Here is an 18,211-nt window from a genome sequence, read left to right as displayed (position 1 = left end):
CTGGCATTCCCTCGCGCCGGCCTTTCGGAACGCTGCGATGAAGGTCCTGTCGGTGTTCGGCACGCGACCGGAAGCGATCAAGATGGGGCCGCTGGTAAGGGCCTTGGCGGAGGCTGCGGACATCGAATCGGTGGTCTGTATCACCGGCCAGCACCGGGCGATGCTGGACCAGGTGATGTCGCTGTTCGCGATCACCGCCGACCATGACCTCGATGTCATGGTGCCCAACCAGACCCTCAATGGCCTGTGTTCCAAGCTGTTCGAACGGCTTGACGCGCTCTACATGCAGGTTCGTCCGGACCGGGTACTGGTGCACGGCGATACCACCACGGCGATGACCGCCGCACTGGCCGCGTTCCACCACCGCATTCCGATCGGTCACGTCGAGGCCGGCCTGCGTACCGGCGACATCAACCGGCCGTGGCCGGAGGAAATGAACCGGCGGGTGATCGATGTGGTCGGCCACCAGCTGTACGCGCCCACGCCCAGCTCGCGCGCCAACCTGGCCGGTGAACACCTGGGCGGGCAGATCCTGGTCACCGGCAATACCGTCATCGATGCCCTGCAGCAGACCGTAGAGCGGCTGGATGCCGACCCGGCGCTGCGTGCGCGGGCTGACGAACCCTTCCACATGCTTGACCCCGATCGTCGCCTGCTGCTGGTCACCGGCCACCGCCGTGAGAGCTTCGGGCAGGGCTTCGAGGACATCTGCCGTGCACTGGCCGAACTGGCGCGGCGGCCGGACCTGCAGGTGCTGTACCCGGTGCATCTCAACCCGAACGTGCAGGGCCCGGTCAACGCCCACCTCGGCCATCTCGACAACGTGCACCTGGTGCCGCCGCAGGACTACCTGCGCTTCGTGCGCCTGATGCAGCGCGCCGACGTCATCCTCACCGACTCCGGTGGCGTGCAGGAAGAAGCGCCTGCGCTGGCCAAGCCCGTGCTGGTCATGCGCGACGTCACCGAACGCCCGGAGGCGGTCGAGGCCGGTGTGGTGACGCTGGTCGGCACCACGCCCTCGCGCATTGTCGAGGCGGTCAACGCAGCACTGGCCCAACCACCGCAGCCGACCCACTTCGACCCCGATGCCAGTCCCTACGGCGATGGCCGTGCCAGCGCGCGCATCGTCGCCGCCCTGCGTGGCACGCCCCTTCCCGAATTCTCGCCCGGCCTCCGCAACAGCGGTGCCGCCCACCCCCATCCACGCGAAGTGACGCCATGACCCAGACCGGCCGCTCTCCCCTGTTTGCATCCGCCGCCGCGTTCGTCCTGTCGGGCGTGGTTGCCAGTGCCCATGCCGCCGACAGCGTCGCCGGCCAATTCGCCGAATGGAGCGGCGACAGCACGGTCAACCGGCAGATGACCCTGCGTGAACTCGGTTTCCGCCAGCCGCTGGTGCTCAGCGGGCAGGAGAGCCAGCACGAGGTCTACCTGCCGGTGCCTGCAGGCGTCGCCACCCGCGATGCGCAGCTGCAGCTGGACGGGCGCTATGTGCGCGGCCACGCCGGGCGCACTTCCGGCCTGTGGTCGGTCGATGGCGATCCGATCGCCGCGCGCTCGATCACCGATGCGCAGGGGGACGCCAGCCAGCTGCTGGCCATTGATGGCGAACCTCGCCAGAACGGCTTCGTGCGGGTCGGCGTCGGCTGGTGGTCGATCGTCTCCGACTACCAATGTGCCGACCAGAGCGCGCCGGCCAACGTTTTGCGGCTGTCGCCGGACTCGCGTTTCAGCTACCGCTTCGACGGCCGCGCCGTGGACACCGTGGCCAAGGCCTGGGGCGCGCTGCCACCGCAGGTGCGCCTGCTGGTGGACGGCAAGGCGCTGCAGGCGCCCGCCTACGACGCCGCCTGGCGCATCGGTACCGCGTTGCAGGGCGGTGGCAAGCAGGTGCAGGTGGTGGCGCTGCCCAAGGTCGGTGACAGTGTCGACCTGGCCGGCATCAGCATCCCGGCCAGCCTGCAGGGCGTGCCAGCCTATGCCGCGCTGGCTGCGGGCGAGCGCACGCATGCGATCAAGGACCTGGCCGAAGTGGGGGCGCTGCTGTCGCTGCGTGACAGCGGACCCTTGGCCGCTGACGTGATGATCGGCAGCGATGCGCTGCGGGCCGGCGTACGCGCGGCACTGGACGCGCTGGCCGTACAGGTTGCGGCTACGGGTGCCGATGCGGGCGCTGCCTTCGCCGCGTGGCGCGGTACCGATATGGGCGGCCTGGAAAAGCCCACGGCCAACGCATCGGTCAGCGTGGTCGCCGTTGCTGGCCGTCCGACGCTGGTGGTCGACCCGGCGGCGGCGGGCAAGGTCGCCGGGTTGTTCGCCGAACAGTGGCGCAGCTATGCGCTGGGCCGCAGCCTGCAGGTCAGCGCGGCGGGAACACCGAAGCTGGACGGAGACCAGGTGCTGCTGAGCCGGCTCGGCAACATCGCCGGTACGATGGATGTGGTAACCCGCGCGGACCGCAGTGCCACCTTCGACCTCGGCACGCTGTCGGCCGATGGGCGCCTGCCCGAGGAAGTGGTGATCGATGTCTCGGCGGCGCCCAACGCCGCCGGGCAGGGCGCGGTGGCCACGATCCATTTCAACGATTACCTGCTGGGCGGTAAGGTGCTGTCGGCCAATGGCCAGCCGCAACGGCTGGTGGCCAAGGTGCCGGCCTACGCGCTGTCGGCGCGCAACGAGATCCGCGTCAGCTTCCTGCGCCAGCCGGCACGACCTTATTGCCACGATCCGGCCACCGCCTATCCGGTCTCGATCCTGCCCAGCAGCCACCTGACCCTGGCCAAGCGGTCGCTGGGCAGTGATTTCGTCGGCGCCAGCAGTCAGCTGTCGCGCGGCAACCAGGTGTTCGTGCCGGCCACGTGGCTGCAGGATGCACCGGCATCGCTGCGCAAGGTGATTGCGGTGGCCAGTGCAGTGGGTGCCTCGCCGGAGGCGTCGGAACTGAAGGTGGTCGATGCCGGTGCGGCGGTCAGCCCGGGTGCGCCGTGGCTGGCGTTCGGTGTGGCGCCATCGGGTGTCGATGTGGCCGGCCTGAAGGACGGTCATCTGCTGCTCGGCGGGGAGCCGCAGCCGCTGCTGGATGTCAGCGGGTTGGATCGTGCCGCGGTGGTGCAGGTCGGCACCGCCGGCGGACAGCTCGGCGTGCTGTACAGCGACCTGGGCGCACAGGCACCGCCGTTCGGCGCACCGTTCCGGCTGCTGCGCGGTGATCTCGCCGTGCTCGACGGCAGTGAGGCCGTGCGCGAATTCGACCGCCAGGATCCCTATGGCACGCGTATCGCGCAGGACGGCAATCCGCAATCGAAGTGGGAACGGCACATGGTCTGGTTGCTGCTGCTGGTCGGCGTGATCGTGTTCGCGCTGCTGGCCGCCCGCGTTACCCAGGTGCGCCGCCGCAAGTCCGCCAACACAGGGCACTGATCCACCGTGGACGGTCTGTTCTGGAACATCCAGCTGGCCAACTACTACGCTGCCCTGGAAACCACGGCGGCTGCGGTGGCCGTGCTGATCCTGATCTCCAGCCTCGATGACCTGTTCATCGATGTCTGGTACTGGGTGCGCGAGAGCTGGCGGGCGCTCACCATCAAGCGTCGCGAGGCGTACCGGCCACTGACCCAGGAAGACCTGCTGCAGCGGCCGCAACAGCCGCTGGCGATCATGGTGCCGGCGTGGATGGAGTACGACGTCATCGCGCAGATGGTGGAGAACATGATCAACGTACTCGACTACCGCGAGTACGTCGTGTTCGTCGGCACCTATCCCAACGACCAGCAGACCATCGACGAAGTGGAGCGCATGCGCCGCCGCTACAAGCGCCTGCGCCGCGTGGAAGTGCCGCATGACGGGCCGACCAGCAAGGCCGACTGCCTGAACTGGCTGATCCTGGCCATCTTCGATTACGAGAAACGCCACGACATCGAGTTCGCCGGGGTGATCCTGCACGACAGCGAGGACGTGCTGCACCCGATGGAACTGCGCTTCTACAACTACCTGCTGCCGCGCAAGGACATGATCCAGTTGCCGGTCACCTCGCTGGACCGCGAGTGGTACGAACTGGTGGCCGGCGTCTACATGGACGAGTTCGCCGAATGGCATGCCAAGGATCTGGTGGTGCGTGAAAGTGTTTCCGGCATGGTGCCGTCGGCCGGTGTCGGCACCTGCTTCTCGCGGCGCGCGCTGCTGGCACTGAGCGCGCAGACCGACAACCAGCCCTTCAACACCGACAGCCTCACCGAGGACTACGACGTCGGTGCGCGGCTGGCGGCGATGGGGATGCAGTCGATCTTCGCGCGCTTCCCGGTGGAGTTCCGCGTGCGTCGCCCGTCCTGGTTCGGCTGGGGCCCGGTACGCGAGCGCACCCAGCAAATGGCGCTGTGCGTGCGCGAGTACTTCCCCGACAACTTCCGCGCATCGTACCGGCAGAAGGCGCGGTGGGTGCTGGGCATCGGCCTGCAGAGCTGGGAGTCGCTGGGCTGGCGCGGCTCGCTGGCCACCAAGTACCTGCTGGCGCGCGACCGCAAGGGCATCATCACCTCGTTCGTCAGCATCATCGCCTACGTCATCTTCCTGCAGCTGCTGCTGTTCTGGCTGTTGAAGATGACCGGGCTGTGGACGATGCAGTTTCCCAGCGTGTTCCAGGCCGGTACCTGGCAGATGAACGTGGCGCTGCTGACCACGGCGGCGCTGGCCACCCGCGTCGTGCAGCGCTTCTACTTCGTCAACCGGCTGTATGGCTGGGAGCATGCGCTGATGTCGATCCCTCGCATGGTGGTCGGCAACATGATCAATTTCATGGCCACCGCACGCGCGTGGAAGGTGTTCCTGGCCTACCTGCTGTTCGGCAAGCGCATGGTCTGGGACAAGACCATGCACGACTTCCCGGATGCGGCGCAGCTGGTGCAGACCCGCAAGCAGCTCGGTGAGCTGTTGACCACCTGGCAGGCGGTGGAACCCGAACGCCTGCAGCAGGCGCTGGATCAGCAGCAGGCAGGCCGCCAGCAGCCGTTGGGCCGCATCCTGCTCACCCAGGGCTGGCTGGATGATGAAACGCTGGCCGAGGCGATCGCCTTCCAGGGCGACCTGCCACGCGCGGTCATCGACGTGGACTACCTGCGCGCCTGCCAGTTCCCGGTCAGTGCCGATGCCTGCGTGCAATGGCGCATGCTGCCGCTGCCACCGCGTGAGCAAGGCACCCTGCGGCTGGCCGTCGCCAGCCCATTGCCCGAAGAGGCATTGGCGCTGCTGAAGCAGGAAACCCGCAGTGAGCACGTCGAACAGAGCATCGCCCGCGAAAGCGAAATCAACGCGGGCCTGCGCCTGATCGGCGGCGACCGGCAGTGGCACCTGGACAACGTGCCGCTGCTGGGCGACCTGCTGGTGGAAATGCGCCTGATCGACCACGCGCGCTTCGAGATCGCACTGGATGACTACATGCCGCAGCGCGACGGCCGCATCGGCGATTACCTGGTCAAGCAGGGCATCACCACCGAGGAGGCCGTGGCCCAGGCCATGCAGGAACAGCGCCGGCGTGCGGCCACGCTGCAGTCGCCGCCTCCAGGAGCCTTGCCGGCATGAAGACCACGCTGCTGTCCACCGTCATTGCTGTCGCGCTGGCTACAGCCACCGCACCGGTACTGGCACAGGCCGATGCGCCGCTGCCATTGTCCGGTGCGGCCTACCGCATCGCCGAACAGGCGTTTGCCGCCTATGAGCGTGGTGACTACCGAGCGGCGTACCAGCAGTCCACTGAAGCGATCCGGCTGCGCCCGGACGTGGTGCGGCTGCGCCTGCTGCAGATCTATGCGCTGCAGAAACTCGGGCGTGGTGCAGAAGCGCAGCAGCAGGCGCGGCGTGCGCTGGACGCGGGGATGAAGGATCCGGCCTTGCCGGCGCTGGCGGCTGCCACCGCTGCACGTAGCGCGGCAACCGGAGGCGAAGGTGCGCGCACGACATCCCCATCTCGTCCGGTCGGCAGCGCCGCACACCGCAGCAGGCAGCAGGCCTACGCGCTGGCCACCGAGGCGTACGCGGCCTATGACGCCGGGCGGATGGGAGAGGCGGCCAGCAAGGCCGAGCAGGCGTTCCGGAAGCAGCCGAAACAGGGCGCATGGGCCCTGCTATGGGTGGCAGCACTGGAGGCACAGCAACAGCCCGAACAGGCCGACGCCGCCATCGGCACCGCGCTGCAGCTGGGTGCATCGAATGCCGAGGCGCTGCGCACGCGGCGCGTGGCACTGGGTCGCCAACGCGCCCTGCTGCAGGCCCAGCAGGCCTATCAATCGCTGTCCGCAGGCGAGGATGCCGCCGCCATTGAGCAGGCACACGCTGCCGTGGAACTGGCCCCCGACGTGGCTTCATACCGGCTGCTGCTGATCACCGCGCAGCTGCAGGGCGATCAGCTGGCCGACGCTGAGCACAGTGCTGAACAGGCATTGCAGGTAGATGCCAACGACCTCAATGCACGGGTCATGCGCGGTTACCTGCGCCAGCGCCAGGGCAGCACGTTACGGGCCAATGAAGATTTCGACGCCGCGCTTGCCACGCCGGGATCAACCGCGCAGCAGCGCAACGTGCGACTGCTGGCGGTAGATGCGGCACTGGCCGCAGGTGATCGGGTACGCGCTGCTGCACTGCTGGCACCGTTGCAGGCGGCGGTACCGCCAGCTGAAGGCGATGCACGGACACGGCAGCTTCTGCAGCAGGGCATCGAGCAACGCAGCCGGGCGATCCGTTCCAGTCGCGCGCTTCCCCGCATCAGCGCCCAGACCTACCCGGCACCGTTCCAGCACTGCCAGTCTAGCGACACAGGCAATGTCTGCGAGTTGATGCCGGCCGACCTGCAGGGCGACGGCGGTGCCGCACAGCGTGCCTATGCTGCCTACGCGCGCCAGGATTACACCGATGCCATCGGTGAGGCACGGCAGGCCGTGCAACTCGCACCGGACGACGCGAACCTGCAGGGCCTGCTGACCACCACGCTGGCAGCGGGCAACCGCGCACAGCAGGACGAAGCACGGCAGCGCCTGGATGCGGCACTGGCGCAGCGTCCTGACGATGCGGAGGCGCTGATGCAGCGCGGCTACCTCAACCAGAAGGCGCACGAACCTGCGCGCGCACTGGCCGACTTCCGTGCCGCCGAGGCCACCGGCAAGGCACCGAAAAGCGTGGTGCTCGACCAGGCCTACGCCAGCGCAGCCAACGGCGATCATCCACAGGCGGTGTCACTGCTGCGTAGCGCCATCGACCGCGCCGACGTCGGTGAGCTGCCGCTGGATGAGCATCAGCGCTACAACGTGCGCAATGCCATCGCCAACTATTCACGCGAGTGGGGCGTGGTCGCCTCGGCGGGTTTCCGGGGTGCGCGCCAGGCCGCAACCAATGTCGGCGGTGCGGCGATCAGTACGCCCGGCGATTCGGTGTTCAGTACGCTGGAGGCGTTCTGGCGGCCACCAGCGTTCAATGACCAGCATGGCACGCTGGAGCTCTACGCACGCCTGCTCAACACGCTGTACGACGAGGGCGGCACCTACGAGTCGATCCGTGCGGTGGATCCGTGCACCGGCGAATCAACGCCGGATGCGCGTGCTCGCGCCGAGCGCCTCAGTCATTCGCGCTCGACCACCGGCTGGCCGTCCACCATCGCCTCGTTCGGCCTGCGCTACGCCTTTGGCCAGACCGGTCTGAGCGCCGGCATCGAGCGCCGCCAGTTCCTCGGCAGTGCCACCCGCCAGGGCGAGGTCTACCCCGCATCGGCAGCGGTGCAGTGCCGCCTGCAGCTGGCCCTGAACCGGCCACTGGAAGCCAGCACGCTGGCGCGCTACCGCTTGGCCAGCGGTTCCGGTGGATGGATGTCCTACCTGACCTACGGCTATTACCACGGCACCGATCTGCGCACCGATGTGAACCAGTGGTGGATGGTCAGTGGCTATGCGCAGGGGGGATATACCTGGGACGACAACGGTGCCACCTTCACCCTCGACGCGCTCGATGCCAACGGCACGCCGGTGCGGCGGATCGGCGACGCCAACGGGCGCCTGCATCGCGAACAGTGGTTCGCTGCTGGTGAACTGCGCGCCGGGCGCAGCTTCCGTTTCGGTGCCGGGCAGACGCACTGGGTGGTGACACCCTATGTCGTGGTTGGCGCCGATTGGCTGGACCAGCGCTCGCGCGTGCGCGACATCCGTTATCCGCCGTTCCCGGCGCAGTCGTTCGCGCTCAACGATACGCAGCGCAGCTGGTCCCTTGGCGCAGGGCCAGGCGTGGGCGTGCGTTACTGGTTCCGCGAGGACCACTACAACACACCGCGCTCCTACCTGGACCTGACCGTGCAGTACCGCTTCGCGATCGGCGGCGGTGATACGCAGCGCGCCAAGGGTCTGTTCGCCACCGCCATCCTCTACTACTGAGGCAGGCCCCAACGTCGTCGCAGGGCCGCGGCCTGCGGCGTGTCCTGGGTCAGCCATGGCTCCAGTGCATAGACCAGCACGTGCTGTGCGCCGCTGCCGCGTGCCCATGCCAACTGCCGCTGGACGCGCGCGGCATTGGCAGTTTCGCCCTTGAATCCGCTGCCGTCGGCAGGGCCGCCGGGCAGTTCGCGGAACAGTTCAACGATCGCATCGAAGCCGATGCCGTTGGCATGGAGATGATCGAGCAGCGGTTGCAGCTGCTGCACGTTGCCGGCGCCGGCGCCGGCCACCCCCACGCCGTCCTGCACCATCGGCCGCACGGCCGCGTGCGCGAGTACCGCCTGCCACAGCGTGACCAGGTTGCCATTGGTCTGCAGGCGGCTGAAGTAACAGGAGATCGCACAGTCACCGCCGCGTGCGCCGGCGGCCTGCACCAGGCCGTGCAACCACTGCGCCAGCCACAGCTGGCGTGCCGGATCGGCCCAGTGGTACTGCTCCAGCTCGTAGGGCAGGTACCAGCCCCCGAAGGCCGGCTGCTGCGCCCAGGGCGCCTGTGCCAACCAGCTGCGTGCGTGCGCCAGGCTCTCGGCCAGGAAGGCCTGCAGCGTGGCGTCGTCTGCGCCGATAGCCTGCCACCAGCGTTGCTGGAAGGGCAGGCCGACGCGGATGCGGATGTCGTTCTCGCTGGCAGCGGTGAACAGCTGCTGCAGGCTGCCGTCGGGCAATGACCAGTCGCCGTCGTTGCCACCGACGATGCCGGTCCATTGCAGCACCAGCTGCCTGCAGCCCAGCGTACGTGCAAGCTTCAAGGACCGCTGCCAGTCGGCCAGGCCCCACTGCAGGTGGCTGCGCCAGGGCTGCAGGAAGGTGCCATCCACCTGCACCGGCAGCGAGCAGCCGGGCAGGGTGGCGAGCGTACCGGCCAACGGCGCCAGTACTGCCGCACGCAGCAGCCGGCGGCGCAACGGCGAGGACGGATCAGCAGGAAGGACTGGCGGTGGCATGCCCGCATCATCCCAAAGCACCGTGCGCGGCAGGTGAACCACCGCCGGTAGTGCCGGCCGCTGGCCGGCACCGCCCAACGCTTACTCCAATGCGTAGCGCAGGGTAAACAGCACCGCCACCAGCCACACCGCCGGATGCACTTCGCGCCAACGGCCGGTACCGGCCTTCAGCGCGGCATAGGCGATGAAGCCGAACGCCAGGCCATTGGCGATGGAGTAGGTGAACGGCATCGCCAGCGCACACAGTGCCGCCGGCACCGATTCGGTCAGGTCGCTCCAGTCCACTTCCACCAGTTCGCGCAGCATCAGGCCAGCCACGAACAGCAACGCCGGTGCGGTGGCATAGCTGGGCACCATCGCCGCCAGCGGCGAGAACAGCAGCGCGGCCAGGAACAGTGCCGATACCACCAGTGCGGTCAGGCCGGTACGGCCGCCCACCTGCACGCCCGAGGCGCTTTCAGCGAAGGCGGTGGTGCTGCTGGTGCCGAGCATCGAACCGGCCACGATCGCCGTGCTGTCGGCCAGCAACGCGCGGCCGAAGCGCTTCTGCGCGCCCGGCAGCTTCAGCAGGCCGGCGCGGCCGACCACGCCATACAGGGTGCCGGTGGCATCGAACACTTCCACCAGCACGAACACCAGCACCACCTGCAGCAGCACCGCGATCGGCGCACCGCCGTCATGGTGCAGCAGGCCCGGCAGGTCCAGCTGCAGGAAGGTGGGTGCCAGGCTCGGCGGCAGCGAGACCAGGCCCTGGTACTGCACGTCGCCCAGCGCCCAGCCGGCGCCGGTCACCGCCAGGATGCCGATCAGGATCGCGCCACGGATGCGACGCGCTTCCAGTACCGCGATCAGCAGGAAACCGGCCAGCGCCAGCAGCGGCGGCGCCGTGTTCAACGGGCCCAGCGCCACCAGCGTGTCTTCATTGCCGACGATCACGCCGGACTTCTGCAGCGCGATGATCGCCAGGAACAGGCCGATGCCGGCCACGATGGCCGAGCGCAGCGACGAAGGAATGCCCGACACCAGCCATGCACGCACACCGGTCAGCGACAGCACCAGGAACACCAGGCCGGAGATGAACACCGCTCCCAGTGCCTGCTGCCACGGCAGGCCGGCAGCGCCGACCACGGTGAAGGCGAAGAACGCGTTCAGGCCCATGCCGGGCGCCATGCCGACCGGGAAGTTGGCGGCCAGCGCCATCACCGCCGAACCCAGTGCAGCAGCCAGGCAGGTGGCCACGAACACCGCGCCCGCATCCATGCCGGTGGTGCCAAGGATCTCGGGATTGACGAAGACGATGTAGGACATCGTCAGGAAGGTGGTGACACCGGCCAGCAGCTCGGTGCGCACGGTGGTGCCGTGCTGTTGCAACTGGAACAGGCGCTCGAACAGGGACATGGGGGAATCTCGCGACAATAATGCGTCACGACCAACGGTCGTGACCTACCCGAATGCAGAACGTGGGTACCGACCGTTGGTCGGTACGCTTCACAGCGTCACCACCAACGGTGGCGACCTACCAAAAGGAGAAAGGCCGCGCGAGCGCGGCCTTTCCTGTTGCCTTACTTCAGCGCCTTGAAGCGCAGGCGCTTCGGCGCGGCGTCGTCGCCCATGCGGCGGCGCTTGTCTTCTTCGTACTCGCGGTAGTTGCCCTGGAAGAACTCCACGTGCGAGTCGCCTTCGAACGCCAGGATGTGGGTCGCGATGCGATCCAGGAACCAGCGGTCATGCGAAATGACGAAGGTGTTGCCCGGGAACTCCAGCAGCGCATCTTCCAGCGCACGCAGGGTTTCGATGTCCAGGTCGTTGGACGGTTCGTCGAGCAGCAGCACGTTGCCACCCTGCAGCAGGGTCTTGGCCATGTGCAGGCGGCCACGCTCACCACCGGACAGCGAACCGACCATCTTCTGCTGGTCCTGGCCCTTGAAGTTGAAGCGGCCGATGTAGGCGCGCGACTGGATCTCGATGCCGTTGATGTTGAGGATGTCCAGGCCGCCAGCAATTTCCTGGAAGACGTTGTGGTTGCCTTCCAGCGCGTCGCGGCTCTGGTCCACGTAGGACAGCTTCACGGTCGGGCCGACCACGATCTCGCCGGTATCCGGCTTTTCCTGGCCGGTGATCATCTTGAACAGGGTCGACTTACCGGCACCGTTCGGGCCGATGATGCCGACGATGGCGCCGGCCGGCACCAGGAAGCTCAGGTTGTCGAACAGCAGGCGGTCGCCGAACTTCTTGGAGACGTTCTTGAACTCCATCACCGCATTGCCCAGGCGCTCGCCCGGCGGGATGAAGATTTCATTGGTCTCGTTGCGCTTCTGGTAATCGACCGACTGCAGCTCTTCCAGGCGGGCCAGACGGGCCTTGCCCTTGGTGCGGCCGCCCTTGGCGTTCTGGCGCGACCACTCCAGTTCCTTCTGGATCGCCTTCTGGCGAGCCTTTTCCTGGTTGTCTTCCTGCTTCAGGCGCTCATCCTTCTGGGTCAGCCAGTCGGTGTAGTTGCCCTTCCACGGAATGCCGCGGCCGCGGTCCAGTTCCAGGATCCACTCGGCGGCGTTGTCCAGGAAGTAGCGATCGTGGGTGACCGCCACCACAGTGCCGGTGTAGCGCGCCAGGAACTGTTCCAGCCATTCCACCGACTCGGCGTCGAGGTGGTTGGTCGGTTCGTCGAGCAGCAGCATGTCCGGCTTCTGCAGCAGCAGGCGGCACAGCGCCACGCGGCGCTTTTCACCACCGGACAGCTTGCCGACCACGGCATCCCACGGCGGCAGGCGCAGCGCATCGGCGGCCACGTCCAGCTGGTTCTCCAGGGTGTGCGCGTCGCCAGCGGCCAGGATCGCCTCCAGGCGCTCCTGTTCCTTGGCCAGCGCGTCGAAGTCGGCGCCTTCCTCGGCGTAGGCCAGGTACACCGCGTCCAGCGCGGCCTGGGCCTGCAGCACTTCGCCCACGCCTTCCTCGACCGCTTCACGCACGGTCTTGGTCGGGTCCAGTTCCGGTTCCTGCGCCAGGTAGCCGACCTTGATGCCCGGCTGCGGGCGGGCTTCGCCCTCGAAATCGGTGTCCACGCCGGCCATGATCTTCAGCACGGTGGACTTGCCGGCGCCGTTCAGGCCCAGCAGGCCGATCTTCGCGCCCGGGAAGAAGGACAGCGAGATGTCCTTGATGATCTGCCGCTTGGGCGGGACCACCTTGGACACGCGGTTCATGGTGTAGATGTATTGCGAGGACATGCGGTCTCCGTAGGCGCGGCCCTGCGCCCGATCCGTCACGGGAACATCCCGTTGCGGCAGCGGGCACAGACTGAAATGGAATACCGCCAATTATAGCCGGAACCGGTTCCGGGCCGCGCCCGGGCAGGGGCGCCGGGCTGGCCGCGGCCTGAATACCCGGTCACAGTCCTGTAGCGGGAAGCGTTTCCAGCCGGAAACGGTTCAGATCGGATGCGCAATATGGGTTCACCACCCACCCGAGCAGAGGTCTGACATGCGCATCAATCGAGTAATGGCCGGCGCCGTGGCCTCTGTGCTGGCGCTCGGCGCGGTGGCCCCGGCCTTCGCCGACAACGACCACCGCCGCGACCATGATCGCCGCGAGTGGCGCGAGGACCGCCGCGAGTGGCGCCAGGATCGCCGTGACTGGGAGCGCGACCGCCGCGAGGCCCGGCGCGACTACCGCCAGGATCGCCGCGAGTGGCACCGCGACCATGACCGCTACTACCGCCCGGCACCGCCGCGTGTGGTGTACCGCCCGGCCTATGGCCCGGGCTACGGCTGGAAGGTCGGCCATCGCTACCGCGACTACTACCGTGGCCCGATCTATGTGGTGAACGACTACCCGCGCTATCACCTGCGTCGCCCGCCGTATGGCCACCACTGGATCCGCGATGACCGCGGCAACATGCTGCTGGTGGCCATCGCCACCGGTGTGATCGCCCAGTACGTGCTCAGCAGCCGCTGAGTCCGCAGCCACCTCCACGCATGGCGTGGATCTACCGGTACGCCGGTACAGCGCACTCGAAACCATACGGGGCCGGATTCCTTCGGGGATGCCGGCCCCGTCCGTTTCGGCCCCGGCAGGCCCGGTGCGGGGCTACAATCGGGGGCTGAGCCGTACCCCTTTTCCCTGCCTGCTGGAGTACCCGATGTTCCCGCGTGACGTCCGCATCGAATCCTACGATCCCGAACTGGCCAAGGCCATCGCCGCTGAGACCCAGCGCCAGGAAGACCACGTCGAGCTGATCGCCAGCGAGAACTACACCAGCCCGGCGGTGATGGAAGCGCAGGGCAGCCAGCTGACCAACAAGTACGCCGAAGGCTACCCGGGCAAGCGCTACTACGGTGGCTGCGAATACGTGGACATCGCCGAGCAGCTGGCGATCGACCGCCTGAAGCAGCTGTTCGGCGCCGACTACGCCAACGTGCAGCCGCACAGCGGCTCGCAGGCCAACCAGGCCGTGTACTTCGCCCTGCTGCAGCCGGGTGACACCATCCTCGGCATGAGCCTGGCCCACGGCGGCCACCTCACCCACGGTGCCAAGGTGAACGCCTCGGGCAAGCTGTTCAACGCCGTGCAGTACGGTGTGAACGACCAGGGCCTGATCGATTACGACGAAGTCGAGCGCCTGGCCCTGGAGCACAAGCCGAAGATGGTCGTGGCCGGCTTCTCCGCCTACTCGCAGGTGATCGACTGGGCGCGCTTCCGCGCCATCGCCGACAAGGTCGGCGCCTACCTGTTCGTCGACATGGCCCACGTCGCCGGCCTGGTCGCCGCTGGCGTCTACCCGAGCCCGCTGGAGCACGCGCACGTGGTCACCTCGACCACCCACAAGACCCTGCGCGGCCCGCGTGGCGGCATCATCGTCGCCAAGGGCGCCGACGAAGACCTGGTCAAGAAGCTGCAGTCGATCGTGTTCCCGGGCATCCAGGGCGGTCCGCTGATGCACGTCATCGCCGGCAAGGCCGTGGCCTTCAAGGAAGCGCTGGAACCGGGCTTCAAGGCCTACCAGCAGCAGGTGGTGAAGAACGCCCAGGCGATGGCCAACACGCTGATCGCGCGCGGCTACAAGATCGTCTCCGGCGGCACCCAGAACCACCTGATGCTGGTCGACATGATCGGCAAGGACGTGTCCGGCAAGGACGCGGAAGCCGCGCTGGGCAAGGCCCACATCACCGTCAACAAGAACTCGGTGCCGAACGATCCGCGTTCGCCGTTCGTGACCTCGGGCCTGCGCCTGGGCACCCCGGCGGTGACCACCCGTGGTTACGTCGAACAGGATTGCGTGGACCTGGCCAACTGGATCGCCGACGTGCTCGACGCACCGAACGATGACGCCGTCATCGCCCGCGTGCGCGACGCCGTCAGCGCGCAGTGCCGCAAGTACCCGGTCTACGGCTGATCGCAGCAGGGGTCGGATCCCTTCCCGCCGGGAAGGGCTCCGACCCCGGTATGGGAGTAACCGCGCATGGATGAGCGCCACCTCAAGTACCTCTACACCGTCCTGGCGGTGCTGTTCGGCCTGCCCAGCCTGGCGATGGGCGGCGCGGCGGCGACGATGCTGCTGCTGATGGGGCTGGGCCAGTTTGGTCATGGCACGCTGGCCTCGGTAACGGTGATGCCGCTGTGGGGCCTGGCCGGCATTGCCGGCTGCCTGGCCTGGTTGTGGCTGAGCGCGGGTTTTCTGATGCAGGGGCGTGCCGGGCTGCACGTGCACCGCCTCTGGTGGTTGATGCTGCTGGCGGGCGGTCTCGCCGCCTTGCCCCCGCTGGGGCTGGCGCTGTGGTGGGGCATCGCCGTGCACGGCGAAGGCCTCGGCTTGTTGCTGCTGGGCCCGTCGATGCTGGTGCCGGCTGCGATGCTGGTGTGGATCAAACGCCGCGGATGATGCGGCCCAGGGAAGGAAACCGAACGCATGGATGAGCGTCTGCACAAACGCTGGATGGCCATTGCCGGCCTGTTGGTGGGCCTGCCCACGGTGGCCGCCGGAGGCACGGGTGCCGTGCTGGGTCTGATGGTCGTATGGGATGGCAAGTACCTGACCGGTGACGAGTACAGGATCCTGCTGCTGTGGTCGTCGGCCGGGATCATCGGCCTGCTGTCGTGGTTGTGGCTGAGCGGCCTGTTCCTGTGGCGCGGTGTCAGCGGCCTGCGCCAATCGCCGGTTGTCGCCTGGGTCGGCCTGGCGCTGGGGACCCTGGCCGCGCTGGGCGTGGTTGGCGCCACGCTGTACTTCACCTTCAAGCACGGGGAGATCTCGACCCTGGCCTTCCTCGGGTTCGGCCCGCCGTTGCTGGTGATGGCAGGGCATCTGGCGTGGCTGCGTTGGGCGCCCGCGGCCTCGGCGCCGCCGGCACCCGGTTGAACGCGCAGCCGTGACCGCGCTGGCGGCTCTGTTCGGCCGAAATGCAGGCACTTCCGCGCAGACAGCATTTGCTGCGGGGCCCTTTCTCAGGTACCTTTGCGACGCTGCCATGACCGTGGCAATAGGTACTTTCCTGAGCCAGGCGTTCCATGCACTGCCCCTTCTGCCAACATGCCGATACCCGGGTCATCGACTCGCGCGTCTCCGAAGACGGCGCGACGATCCGTCGTCGGCGTGAATGCGAAGCCTGTGGCGAGCGCTTCAGCACCATGGAAACGGTGGAGTTGAAACTGCCCGCCATCGTCAAGAGCGATGGCACCCGTGAAGCATTCGACCAGCGCAAGGTCCGCGCTGGCTTCGACCGCGCGCTGCAGAAGCGTGCGGTGGCCGAAGACAAGATCGAAGCGGCGGTACGCGCCGTGGTCCACCAGCTGCGCATCAGCGGCGAGCGCGAAGTGCCCTCGATCAAGGTCGGTGAGTTCGTCATGAACGAACTGCGCAAGCTCGACCATGTCGGCTATGTGCGCTTCGCGTCGGTCTACCGCAGCTTCGAGGACGTGGCCGATTTCCGCGAGGAGATCGAGAAGCTGGAGCGTGATCTGCCCTCCAGTACCGAACAGCTGCAGCTGCTGGGCGACGTGATCGCCCTGACCAAGAAGAAGAAGGGCTGACGCCCCGGTAGATGCCAACCTTGGTTGGCACAGATATCTGCTTCGGTGGGTGCCAACCTTGGTTGGCACAGTGGCGCCCATCCACGCATGGCGTGGATCTACACCGGCACCAACGGCGCTACCATGGCCGCATGACCACCCCGTTCTCCGTTCTCGACCACCTGCACATGGCCAACGCACTGCGTCTGGCCGAGCGTGCCGCCTACACCACCCGCCCAAACCCGATGGTCGGCTGCGTGATCGCCCACGGCGAACGTGTGGTCGGGCAGGGCTGGCACCAGCGTGCCGGTGGACCGCACGCCGAAGTGTTCGCGCTGCGCGAGGCAGGAAGCGAGGCGCGCGGTGCCACCGCCTACGTCACCCTGGAGCCTTGTGCGCACTACGGGCGCACACCGCCGTGTGCGCTGGCCTTGATCGAAGCGGGTGTGTCGCGCGTCGTTGCCGCGATGCGCGATCCGTTCCCGAAGGTCGATGGTGGTGGCTTCGATCTGCTGCGCAATGCGGGCATCGAAGTCGCTGAAGGGCTGATGGCGACGCAGGCACGTGAGCTCAACAAGGGCTTCCTGTCGCGTGTGGAGCGCAACCGGCCGTGGCTGCGGGTGAAGCTGGCCGCCAGCCTCGACGGTCGCACCGCGATGGCCGATGGCAGTTCCAAGTGGATCACCGGCCCGGCTGCGCGCGAAGACGTGCAGCACTGGCGGGCACGCGCCGGCGCGATCCTGACCGGCGCCGATACCGTGCTGGCCGACGACCCGATGCTGACCGTGCGCCTGGCGGACACCGAAGTGATGCCGCCACTGCGCGTGGTGCTCGATTCGCGCCTGCGTTCGCTCGAATGCAGCCGCGTGCGCGAGGGCGGGGCACCGACGCTGTACCTGCACGATGCTGCAGTGAGTGCACCGGATGCGGCTGACGCAGAATTTGCCAGCGTGCCCAGTGTTGACGGCCGTCTCGATCTGGGCGCGGTGCTGGCATTGCTGGCCGAGCGCGGCATCAACGAGGTGCATACCGAAGCCGGCGCGACGCTGGCCGGTGCCTTGCTGCACGGCGGCTGGGTGGACGAACTGCTGCTGTATCAGGCGCCTACGCTGCTGGGCGACAACGGCCGCCCGCTGCTGGCCGGTCTCGGCATCGATGCCATGGACCAGCAGCGTCGCCTGTGTGTGGTTGACCAGCGTCAGGTCGGCGGGGACATCAGGCTGCTGCTGCGCCCGTGAGGGAATGACGCGGAACAGGGGCGACGCCCTTGTCGTCAGGCATCTTCGTCGTCTTCTTCGCCGACGGGGCACTGGCCTTTCCACTGCTGCTTCCACAGCGCATGCAGGTTGCGGCAGTACGCGCCCAGTGCCTCGCCCGGCAGTTTCTTCGCCTTCAATCGCAGCTGGTGACGGGTAAAGCCGTCGTCGTACTCATGGGGCAACACCAACACGGCACACTGATCGTGATACATCAGGAACGCGTGGCAGTCGTCGTCTTCGCTCATCCACGCATCCAGCTGCCTGTCGCTCAGCAGGGTTGACTCGAAGGCAACCGCTGGGATGACCGAGAAGGTCGTAATCCTGGACTTGGGTACTTTGGCTTGCCCGCACGCCGTCAGCGCCAGCAGCGCCATCAGCATGACCGTGGTCGACGTCGTGCGGTGTTTCATGCGGTTGCCCCGATGGAAGAGGGCAACAGCATTGATCATGCGGGCCGCACAGGGCCATGCAACGGTTCTGAAAGTGCGGGTGCAGTCGTCATCCGCGACCGAGAGCCGAGCACGGGTTCGGCTCTACA

The 18,211-nt window shown here is 67.5% G+C and carries 14 protein-coding genes; 10 read left to right on the top strand and 4 right to left on the bottom strand.

Annotated elements, in window-relative coordinates; all coding sequences use genetic code 11:
- Positions 1-37 precede the first annotated feature (37 nt).
- From wecB to ABE423_RS13220, 4 genes are read left to right on the top strand one after another with little or no spacing between them, the layout of a single operon-like run.
- Positions 38-1,222 (top strand): UDP-N-acetylglucosamine 2-epimerase (non-hydrolyzing), encoded by a 1,185-nt coding sequence (wecB, locus tag ABE423_RS13235; RefSeq protein WP_346486318.1) that lies wholly within the window; start codon positions 38-40, stop codon positions 1,220-1,222.
- Entirely contained in the window at positions 1,219-3,420 is a 2,202-nt protein-coding gene (locus ABE423_RS13230) for a hypothetical protein (RefSeq protein WP_346486316.1), read from the top strand. Before wecB ends, ABE423_RS13230 begins: the two co-directional genes overlap by 4 nt.
- 6 nt (positions 3,421-3,426) lie before the next feature.
- Positions 3,427-5,574, top strand: coding sequence for a glycosyl transferase family protein (locus ABE423_RS13225; RefSeq protein ID WP_346486314.1), 2,148 nt, complete (start codon positions 3,427-3,429; stop codon positions 5,572-5,574).
- Positions 5,571-8,405 carry a hypothetical protein gene (locus ABE423_RS13220; RefSeq protein ID WP_346486312.1) on the top strand — a complete coding sequence of 945 codons (2,835 nt, stop codon included), beginning with the start codon at positions 5,571-5,573 and terminating at the stop codon, positions 8,403-8,405. The genes ABE423_RS13225 and ABE423_RS13220 overlap by 4 nt, the downstream gene beginning before the upstream one ends.
- Here the strand turns inward: ABE423_RS13220 and ABE423_RS13215 are convergent.
- The 3 genes from ABE423_RS13215 to ettA all read right to left on the bottom strand — a co-directional run bounded on the left by ABE423_RS13215 (position 8,399) and on the right by ettA (position 12,636).
- Positions 8,399-9,409: a DUF4434 domain-containing protein gene (locus tag ABE423_RS13215; protein WP_346486310.1), complete on the bottom strand. Its 1,011-nt coding sequence runs from the start codon at positions 9,407-9,409 to the stop codon at positions 8,399-8,401. The genes ABE423_RS13220 and ABE423_RS13215 overlap by 7 nt on opposite strands.
- Before the next feature lie 81 nt (positions 9,410-9,490).
- Positions 9,491-10,807: an NCS2 family permease gene (locus ABE423_RS13210; protein ID WP_005408048.1), complete on the bottom strand. Its 1,317-nt coding sequence runs from the start codon at positions 10,805-10,807 to the stop codon at positions 9,491-9,493.
- Positions 10,808-10,971: 164 nt separating this feature from the next.
- On the bottom strand, positions 10,972-12,636 hold the full coding sequence (gene ettA, locus ABE423_RS13205; protein ID WP_005412220.1) for an energy-dependent translational throttle protein EttA: 1,665 nt from the start codon (positions 12,634-12,636) through the stop codon (positions 10,972-10,974).
- Between the two features lie 253 nt (positions 12,637-12,889).
- Between ettA and ABE423_RS13200 the strand changes: the two genes are divergently transcribed.
- From ABE423_RS13200 to ribD, 6 genes are all read left to right on the top strand, one after another.
- A complete protein-coding gene (locus tag ABE423_RS13200) occupies positions 12,890-13,363 on the top strand; it encodes an RcnB family protein (protein ID WP_154262284.1) in 474 nt (157 codons plus the stop codon).
- Between the two features lie 184 nt (positions 13,364-13,547).
- Entirely contained in the window at positions 13,548-14,801 is a 1,254-nt protein-coding gene (gene glyA, locus ABE423_RS13195; RefSeq protein ID WP_010481990.1) for a serine hydroxymethyltransferase, read from the top strand.
- Positions 14,802-14,867: 66 nt separating this feature from the next.
- Positions 14,868-15,287 carry a hypothetical protein gene (locus ABE423_RS13190; protein ID WP_346486306.1) on the top strand — a complete coding sequence of 140 codons (420 nt, stop codon included), beginning with the start codon at positions 14,868-14,870 and terminating at the stop codon, positions 15,285-15,287.
- Positions 15,288-15,314: 27 nt separating this feature from the next.
- Positions 15,315-15,764 (top strand): hypothetical protein, encoded by a 450-nt coding sequence (locus ABE423_RS13185; RefSeq protein WP_180838553.1) that lies wholly within the window; start codon positions 15,315-15,317, stop codon positions 15,762-15,764.
- Positions 15,765-15,913: 149 nt separating this feature from the next.
- A complete protein-coding gene (nrdR, locus tag ABE423_RS13180; RefSeq protein WP_004143350.1) occupies positions 15,914-16,435 on the top strand; it encodes a transcriptional regulator NrdR in 522 nt (173 codons plus the stop codon).
- A 131-nt stretch (positions 16,436-16,566) separates the two neighbouring features.
- Complete coding sequence (gene ribD / locus ABE423_RS13175) at positions 16,567-17,652, top strand: bifunctional diaminohydroxyphosphoribosylaminopyrimidine deaminase/5-amino-6-(5-phosphoribosylamino)uracil reductase RibD (RefSeq protein WP_346486303.1); 1,086 nt, start codon at positions 16,567-16,569, stop codon at positions 17,650-17,652.
- Positions 17,653-17,687: 35 nt separating this feature from the next.
- On the opposite strand, the gene ABE423_RS13170 is transcribed toward ribD, so the two are convergent.
- Positions 17,688-18,122: a hypothetical protein gene (locus tag ABE423_RS13170; RefSeq protein WP_346486301.1), complete on the bottom strand. Its 435-nt coding sequence runs from the start codon at positions 18,120-18,122 to the stop codon at positions 17,688-17,690.
- Positions 18,123-18,211 lie beyond the last annotated feature (89 nt).

This window comes from Stenotrophomonas sp. TWI1409, assembly GCF_039673015.1.
Classification (GTDB): Bacteria; Pseudomonadota; Gammaproteobacteria; order Xanthomonadales; family Xanthomonadaceae; genus Stenotrophomonas; species Stenotrophomonas maltophilia_A.
This window is presented reverse-complemented; position numbering and strand designations above follow the sequence as displayed.

Coding starts and splice junctions, on each gene's coding strand:
- ABE423_RS13200 (WP_154262284.1), top strand. CDS start 12,890: ATGCGCATCAATCGAGTAATGGCCGGCGCCGTGGCCTCTGTGCTGGCG.
- ABE423_RS13190 (WP_346486306.1), top strand. CDS start 14,868: ATGGATGAGCGCCACCTCAAGTACCTCTACACCGTCCTGGCGGTGCTG.
- ettA (WP_005412220.1), bottom strand. CDS start 12,636: ATGTCCTCGCAATACATCTACACCATGAACCGCGTGTCCAAGGTGGTC.
- ABE423_RS13220 (WP_346486312.1), top strand. CDS start 5,571: ATGAAGACCACGCTGCTGTCCACCGTCATTGCTGTCGCGCTGGCTACA.
- ABE423_RS13210 (WP_005408048.1), bottom strand. CDS start 10,807: ATGTCCCTGTTCGAGCGCCTGTTCCAGTTGCAACAGCACGGCACCACC.
- ABE423_RS13215 (WP_346486310.1), bottom strand. CDS start 9,409: ATGCCACCGCCAGTCCTTCCTGCTGATCCGTCCTCGCCGTTGCGCCGC.
- ribD (WP_346486303.1), top strand. CDS start 16,567: ATGACCACCCCGTTCTCCGTTCTCGACCACCTGCACATGGCCAACGCA.
- wecB (WP_346486318.1), top strand. CDS start 38: ATGAAGGTCCTGTCGGTGTTCGGCACGCGACCGGAAGCGATCAAGATG.
- ABE423_RS13185 (WP_180838553.1), top strand. CDS start 15,315: ATGGATGAGCGTCTGCACAAACGCTGGATGGCCATTGCCGGCCTGTTG.
- glyA (WP_010481990.1), top strand. CDS start 13,548: ATGTTCCCGCGTGACGTCCGCATCGAATCCTACGATCCCGAACTGGCC.
- nrdR (WP_004143350.1), top strand. CDS start 15,914: ATGCACTGCCCCTTCTGCCAACATGCCGATACCCGGGTCATCGACTCG.
- ABE423_RS13170 (WP_346486301.1), bottom strand. CDS start 18,122: ATGATCAATGCTGTTGCCCTCTTCCATCGGGGCAACCGCATGAAACAC.
- ABE423_RS13230 (WP_346486316.1), top strand. CDS start 1,219: ATGACCCAGACCGGCCGCTCTCCCCTGTTTGCATCCGCCGCCGCGTTC.